The organism is Burkholderia sp. Bp9140, from assembly GCF_003853425.1.
Taxonomy (GTDB): Bacteria; Pseudomonadota; Gammaproteobacteria; order Burkholderiales; family Burkholderiaceae; genus Burkholderia.
In genome coordinates this window covers 42,367-49,290 of sequence record NZ_QTPQ01000054.1, presented here as the reverse complement: position 1 = coordinate 49,290, position 6,924 = coordinate 42,367, and the positions used below count along the sequence as shown (strand labels likewise).

The 6,924-nt window shown below is 61.8% G+C and carries 8 protein-coding genes; all 8 read left to right on the top strand.

Annotation, left to right across the window (positions count from 1 at the left end; genetic code table 11):
- Nucleotides 1-640: 640 nt before the first annotated feature.
- Complete coding sequence (locus DIE21_RS37435; protein WP_185642895.1) at nucleotides 641-787, top strand: hypothetical protein; 147 nt, start codon at nucleotides 641-643, stop codon at nucleotides 785-787.
- Between the two features lie 541 nt (nucleotides 788-1,328).
- Entirely contained in the window at nucleotides 1,329-1,601 is a 273-nt protein-coding gene (locus DIE21_RS33045) for an AlpA family transcriptional regulator (RefSeq protein ID WP_124501618.1), read from the top strand.
- A 400-nt stretch (nucleotides 1,602-2,001) separates the two neighbouring features.
- Entirely contained in the window at nucleotides 2,002-2,559 is a 558-nt protein-coding gene (locus tag DIE21_RS33040; RefSeq protein ID WP_260432578.1) for an inovirus Gp2 family protein, read from the top strand.
- Between the two features lie 190 nt (nucleotides 2,560-2,749).
- Nucleotides 2,750-3,592, top strand: coding sequence for a hypothetical protein (locus DIE21_RS33035; RefSeq protein WP_124501616.1), 843 nt, complete (start codon nucleotides 2,750-2,752; stop codon nucleotides 3,590-3,592).
- A gap of 12 nt (nucleotides 3,593-3,604) precedes the next feature.
- Nucleotides 3,605-3,898 carry a hypothetical protein gene (locus tag DIE21_RS33030; protein ID WP_124501615.1) on the top strand — a complete coding sequence of 98 codons (294 nt, stop codon included), beginning with the start codon at nucleotides 3,605-3,607 and terminating at the stop codon, nucleotides 3,896-3,898.
- Between the two features lie 85 nt (nucleotides 3,899-3,983).
- On the top strand, nucleotides 3,984-4,160 hold the full coding sequence (locus DIE21_RS37430) for a hypothetical protein (RefSeq protein ID WP_185642894.1): 177 nt from the start codon (nucleotides 3,984-3,986) through the stop codon (nucleotides 4,158-4,160).
- A 215-nt stretch (nucleotides 4,161-4,375) separates the two neighbouring features.
- Nucleotides 4,376-4,822, top strand: a complete 447-nt coding sequence (locus tag DIE21_RS33025) for a hypothetical protein (RefSeq protein WP_148092768.1) — start codon at nucleotides 4,376-4,378, stop codon at nucleotides 4,820-4,822.
- 538 nt (nucleotides 4,823-5,360) lie between these two features.
- The gene (locus DIE21_RS33020) at nucleotides 5,361-6,833 is read left to right on the top strand and encodes a J domain-containing protein (RefSeq protein WP_124501613.1); all 1,473 of its coding nucleotides are present in this window, start codon (nucleotides 5,361-5,363) and stop codon (nucleotides 6,831-6,833) included.
- Nucleotides 6,834-6,924 lie beyond the last annotated feature (91 nt).

Genomic DNA, 6,924 nt, shown 5'->3' with positions numbered 1-6,924 from the left:
GTTCGGAGAGCGATTTATGCAGGCGCGCGGATAACGTGCCGTTCAACCGCCTCGCCCACAAAAACGCGGACAGGTTCATTTCGTGTCGCCGTCCGCGAGATAGAGTCATGGTTACTTGCGGACCATGAGGCAATGCTCACCCTGCTAGGACGCCGAGCACCAAAACTACCGAGCGATCCGGACAGCCTTCCGGACCCGAAGCAAGCGCTCTTACGCTTCGCTGAGCGCGCGCCGCGTGACGTTCGCGAAGAACTTGTGGCAAAGCAGGGAAGTGTCGCCTCTCAGGGATTGGGATATAACCCGATCCTCTGTCGCTGGGTGCGCGAAACCTGGCAGCCGGAACGCGCAGCGACCCGCTCCCCGAGTCTACGCAAAACCAGAACTCGGCTCCGAGAACTAGCCGACTGAGGAGGAGCCGGTCAGGATGGCACGGCCCTTGGTCTTCACAAGCATGTGTTTCATGAGTCAAGCCACCGGCCTTCCTCTGCACCAAACCGCGTCAATGCGTATCCAAACGCACGACTCCTGCGCCTCCAGAGACGCTCGGAACCCGGCGCCGCAAGCGCCGGGCGGCGAGGTGCATTAAAACCACGCTGTCGAGCGAAGCCCGCAGGCCGAGTTCCACCGCGACCACACAAAGGTGAAGAAGGCGATCACAGCGCCGCTGTCAGGCGCAGCGATCGCAATTCTGCGGCACCAGTTCGCAACGAAGCACGCACCGGAGTTCATCGACAGCGTGTTCGTCTACCACGGTAAGACCATTTATCAGAACGTGACGGCGGCGTGACAGAAAGTACCGAAGTGCGCGGGCATCAGCGACTTCTGCTGGCACGATCTACGGCACACGTGAGCGAGCCAACGTCGCCCGCAGTTGCAGGCGCAGAAGAAACTTGGCGGATGAAAAACGATGGGGATAAGCGCAACTGTCGGCGAACCACCTCGCGCACCAGTTTTCGCCGCTTACAGCCCGCCGGTACCGACGCTAGCTGCAATTTAGCTGCAATGAGACCGTCCGACGAGGGAAGGAAACCGCTGGAAGCCTGACTAGGCTTGGCGCGCCCGGCTGGGATCGAACCAGCAACCCCTGCCTTCGGAGGGCGTCGCCCAAGCGTATGGTTGCTGGTTCGACCCAGCAAAATCAAGGACTTGCCTTACCCTGAGTTACTCCAGTTTAACCTGATTTACCGCAGTCACTGCAGCAAAATTGCAGCAAGGCGAACCCGTCTGCAGCCGCGCGAGGAACGTCCGGTAAAAACACGGAATCATCCTCACGGCCCACACATATACTCCGTGCAGTCATGTGATTGCTTGCCCGGAAACGTGACACCGTGGAACCTCAACTTCTCACCCCCAAGGCGCTCGCCGAGAAACTCGGCCTCGCCGTGCAGACCATCTACAACCGGCATTCGAAAGGCGGCGACCTGCCCCCCTGCATCAAGCTCGGGCGGCTGCTCCGCTTCAAGCCAGCAGACGTCGACGCCTGGCTGGCCAGCAAGGCGCCCCCCCCTGGTCAGCCGCCGGCTTTTGCAGCAGCACCGGCCGCCCGGCGCCGCGGCAGACCAACCAAGGCCGAACAGGTCGCGGCGCGCCGCGCTTACTGAACGTTACGTCAGAGCCCCCAAAAATACGCCCCGGCAGCAACCGGGGCGGGGGGCGCCGAAGCGCACCTATGCTCACTGACGCGGGAGTATAGAAGCGCGGAACATCCATGAATCCGCCGCATATCAGCACGCGGAGGAAATATTTGTGCATTGAGGACAGCTACCTGGCTGAAGCGGCACACACACAAGGTGTGCCATGTCCCCCGTTTCACCGACGGCTACCCGTCGCCCTTGCCCCACTGTCGCATCCGCAACTCGCTTTGCTGAACTTGTCAGAAAGATTGGAACAAGTGCGACGGTCTCCACGCAGAAGCGGAAAACCAGGGCCCGCAAAAGGCTACTGGGAGTCATCAGGGAGCAGCGCCGCCTGGCCAAAACGGCTGGATTGCGCGCCGTCGCAATGACGCTCACTTTCAGCAACGACACCTCCTTTTGTGCTCGGCACATCAGCGACTTTCTTGCACGGGTGCGTCAAGGGCTCAAGCGCCGTGGCCACGCACTGCCCTACGCTTGGGTGCTCGAGCGCGGCGGTCGACTTCACTACCACCTGATGCTGTGGCTACCACGCGATTTTTCCCTGAACAAGGCGAAACTCACTGAATGGTGGCCGTGGGGCGCCACGTGGACCGCCTGCTGCAAGCAGGTCAAGCGCTGGGGCCGCTATATGGCCAAGTTCAAATGCATGGCACACCTGCCGAAAGCCGCGCGCCTGTTCGGTTGCGGAGGATTGGATGAACGCGGCAAGGCAGCGGTGCAGCACGCGGGTCTGCCCCGGTGGCTGCAGGCGTTGGTGTCCCGCGGCACCAGCCTTCGCCGCTGTTCGGGGGGAGGATGGGTGAACACGGAGACCGGCGAGATTCACCTGTCGCCGTACCGCTGGACGCCTCGAGGATGGGCGATGCGCGACGAGGCAGTATCAGCGGGAACGCCTGGTGAAGAGCTATGTGAGGCACGGTGAGACCCGTCCATCTTCGCCCGGTCCGAGCCGTCTCATCCATTCAGCCCACGGGGAAATTGGCAGTCGGGATGGTTCGCCGGCCATTCCCCCCCAAAAAACAACACCTCGTATATCGTGAAATTTTCACTTGTCAAGTACTCCTAATATTTGTTTTGACCAGGTCAAACACGTCTGCTACGTTAGTGTGTCCGTGCTCTCGCTGGTCGCCAGTGAAGGTGTGAGCAGCAGCAATCCGTCGACCGTCAAGGTGCACGTCGAGCCGGCCGCCAATAGTTGCTCTTACGCTGAGCCGGTAGAAGAGAGCATGAAAATGGAAAAGCAAAAGACAGTGCGCACGAAGATTGACCCGCTCACCACGGTGGTCGACTACGACCTGCTGCGCCTCGCCAACGACCTCATGGGGCTGAAGCAGAACCGCGCCTACTGGCGCGAGGTGCCGGTGCCGCATCGCCCGCTCGGCCGGGTGCGTTTCGAGGTGCTGCGCCAGCTCGCGACCTTCGTGCTGCCGGTGCTGGCCTACGTCGGCGCCGCACTGGTTTTCGGCTGGGCCCAGGCCCTGTGGGGACTCCCCGCCTACGTGCTGCTCGGCGTGCTGCTTGACCGCCAGCTGACCTCGGCCATTGCCCGCCAGCTCGCGAAGGAAAAGGACCTCGACCGCGGCCGTTACGCGGCGACGCGAATCCTGTGCGAACGCCTCGGGCTGACCCCGGAGGAAGTCAACATCAAGCGCGTCCTGAAGATGTACAAGGACTTCCAGGTGGTCGAATACCGCCGTCAGGAAGCCGCGGAACAGCAGGCGGAAGCCGACGCGGCCGCGCAGGCGCAGGCTGACCAGGAAGCGGCTGTCGCACGCCACGTTCAGGGTGCGGGTCGTCGCCGCTGGAACAACACTCGCGACACCGGCCGCGATGACGCCAACTACCCGGTCGCGCCGGTGACGACGCTGCCGCAGGTGAACCCGCATTCGGGCCTGCCGATGATTGAAGGCACGGTCATCGACGTGCACGGCAACGTGTACGGCACGAACAACTAAGCCTACCCATCCATGAGCAGCAAGAAGAAGTATCCGTACCCGGAAATGGAGCCGCTGAACCGCCGCCTCTACAGCGGCGCCAAGCGCGCGCTGGGAGCCTGCCTCCGCAGCGTTGGCCAGTTCTTCGCCGGCTTTTTCGCCGCGCTCTGGCCGCTCATTCGCGGCCTGCTGGGGTTTGCGGTGTTCATTGCGATGGCGTACGGGCTCCTGAGCCTCTTTGCCGCCGCCGGGCACCCCACCGCACCGGCCGGCGCGCCCGCAGCGTCTGCCGTTCATGGCGCGCATACCGGGGCGAAGACCCACTAGGCGGCGAGCCGCCAGAACACGGACTGAAACAGGCGCCGCAGCCGGCGAGCCTGGCGCGCGAGCGCTATCAACGAAGGAAGAAGTCGTGACGAATCCAGCGAATCCGGCCTGGCTCGACCAGGTGCGCATCCTGCCAACGACTGCCGAAATCGAGGCCGCGGAACTGGCGTTGAAGACGGCTGAAACAACGGAGCAGCAGGAAGCTGCGGAAACCGCGCTGCTCGGCGCCATGCTGTCGCATCTGGCGGACGAGCTTGATTGACGAAAATTTTCCGTAAGTCCTGCGGCAGCCTCGCGGAGAACCCGCAGCAAAACGGCATATGCGCGACCCCAAAAAAGAGCAGTGGCTCGCCTCGCGTGGGTCCGTAGGCTGCGGTAGGCGCTGGTGCTGTCACCCGGGCCTTCGAATATCGGTTCAGCGGGAAGCCGTCATCCCTCCTGGCCGCGCCTATACGCCTTTGCAGGAGTCGTTCCTGCGTGAGGAACATGGGAGGCGAGGTGCAAACACGGAAAATGCTTTTCTGCCCGTTTTCGGGTGAGCCAGGTCCGGTGCCGAATTCGGCGGACGCCTGGCGCAGGCAGCATCGTGTGGTGTGGCAGTTCAATCCGTGGACGGGTGCGCGGCGGGAGCGGCTGGAAATAGAGCGGGATGCGGAGGGCAAACTGCTCGCGTTGTCGAGAGAAAACCCATCCCTCCTCTCGTGGGACTCGCTTTTTGCCAAGGTGCATGGCGCACACGGCGCGATGCTCGGGCTTGAAAAGGCTGGATGGACGTGCGACCTGGATTATCAGGAGTATGTGGTGACGGTGTCTCGAGGTGCGCTGAAGCTCGCGTTCAGACTGAAGGAACCAGCGGAAGAGGAACGCCTCTACATCCTGCTGCGCGATGAGACTTCGCGTCGCGTCGTCGTTAGCTTCTATTAACTCGGGCCCGCCATGTGCGGGCTCTTTTCGTCTGGACCTGCGCGTGGCCGGCTACCGCCCCCGTTGGCTCCACGCAAGGGTACGCTGCAGCTCGCCCTCAATTGCGACTGCTCAAACCATTGCCTCGACCAGAACAGCGTCTGCCGCGCACAGCATGGTGTCGCGGCAGGTCCATCGTCCGGTTCTGCCTGGAACGACTCGCTCGGCTCGCCCACCCGTCACGACAATCGGCTGGACTAATGTGAGCTGGAAACGGCAACGATGCCGGGAAAGTCCTCGCGGAAAGAGGCACCTCAGCCATTGCTCGGGTATCGAAGCTAAATACCAAGCCATCCGTCTCCAGTGGACGAGTAGACCCGGACCAGTGTGGAGACATCTAGGCGAATCCGGCATCCCACGCTCTTATCGGTTTTTACGCCCCCCTACTGGCAGCGTTCGCGCGATTTTTGGTGACGCCCACGCCCGCTGGACCCGGTAAACTGCTGCATATACGAAATGGTCCAGCGGCCAGCAAAGCGTAGTTCGCCCGGGGGAAAGCATGACGGAAAACTACTATGGCGTGCTCGGTGTTCGCGAGGATGCCTCGACCGCCGAAATCAAATCGGCTTACCGGTATGCAGCCGCAAAGGTCCATCCCGCGCATGGCGAGAACAATCCATCCGATGCCGTCCACCGTTTTGCTCAGCTTGCCGAAGCCTATTCGGTCCTTTCGGACGAAACGGCGCGTGGAGTCTATGATGTCCGGCGCCACCCGGTAGGGTCATTCCAATTCTCTGCTGCGTCCGCGAAAACCAGTGACCCCGAAGAAACGTTTGTTAACAGCATGGTCGAATGGGCCATCGAACTGCGCAGCCAGGGCTACACGGGTGCGCTGATTCAGAACATGCTGCGTTCGCACCAGTGTCCGGTCGCCATAGCGGAAGCAATTGGTGCCATGTTCCCAGCGAGTAGCGCTGCGACAGGCCAGCAACGCGCTACGCCGACCGCAAACGCTGGCTCCTCCACGGGCTACGCCGCAGGCAAGGCGCTCGGCGCGCGTCGAACCGATTTTCGCCGGGTGTTCGTCGCACTGCTCGCGGCTTCCGGCTTTGCCGGCCTGGTCTACCACGCCTACAAGGAGTCGTCACCGCGGACCACGCCCCAAGAAACTGCGGCGTCGGTCGCGACAACTACTGCACCAGCGACAATATCAGTCGCGTCCGCACTTGCGCCCGCAAGTGTCCCGCCCGCTACCCCGGTGGGACCTCAGCCCTATGCCTTCCTCTCCTCAGAGCCGGATTTGCAAACACTGGATGCCGTGCGCGGAACTGCAGTGCGCACCAAGGATTCCTTCCATCTTCCAGCTGGCGAATTCTTGCCTGATGCTGACAAAGGTTTCTTCAGTACGAAAGTCGCCTTGCGCGTGCCGCTCCCCTTCGGGACGCGGGTTCTCTACCTATTGCAGTCCGTGCCCGTTCAGTCCCAGTCCTACGACTGCCATGCATGCGCCACCATTGTGTCGGCCGTCATCACCACCCGAGCGAGGACGGGTGAGGAGACTGTCGCCGCTCCGCTGCAGGACCTCGGCGCGATGGGAGCGTGGGGTACCTACGACCTATCGACAGTCGCACTCGTCGAAATTGGCAAGAAACGCGCTGGATTGGTCTTTCGACACGCGTGGTCCGGCCAGGGCGAAACGGACAGTTCCATCAGCATATTCAGCATCGAACAGAAAGGCATCCGGAAGCTTGCAGAGGTCACTACAGGTTCGGATAACACCGCAACTGCCCAATGCGAGAATCAGAGAAGCGCTTGCGAGAAGTTCGATGTCTCAGTGCGTTTTGTACGCGACAACAAGAGCGCTTATTACCCTCTTGAGCTGACGGTTTCCGGCACTCGGAAGAACGCCAGCGGGTTGGTAGTGCCGGTTCATGACACGTTCATGGCGCGATATAACGGCAAGACATACGCCCTAGACGAAAACGAAGGCGCCTCGACGCCTACCCTTGGCGCCCAAGGAAACCAATCATGAGAGCGCTTGCTGCTCTGCTGTGGCTTCTTCTGGTCACGCTCGGGACGTGGTCGCGCCCAGTGCTCGCGCAATACGACCGCAACTTGGAAAC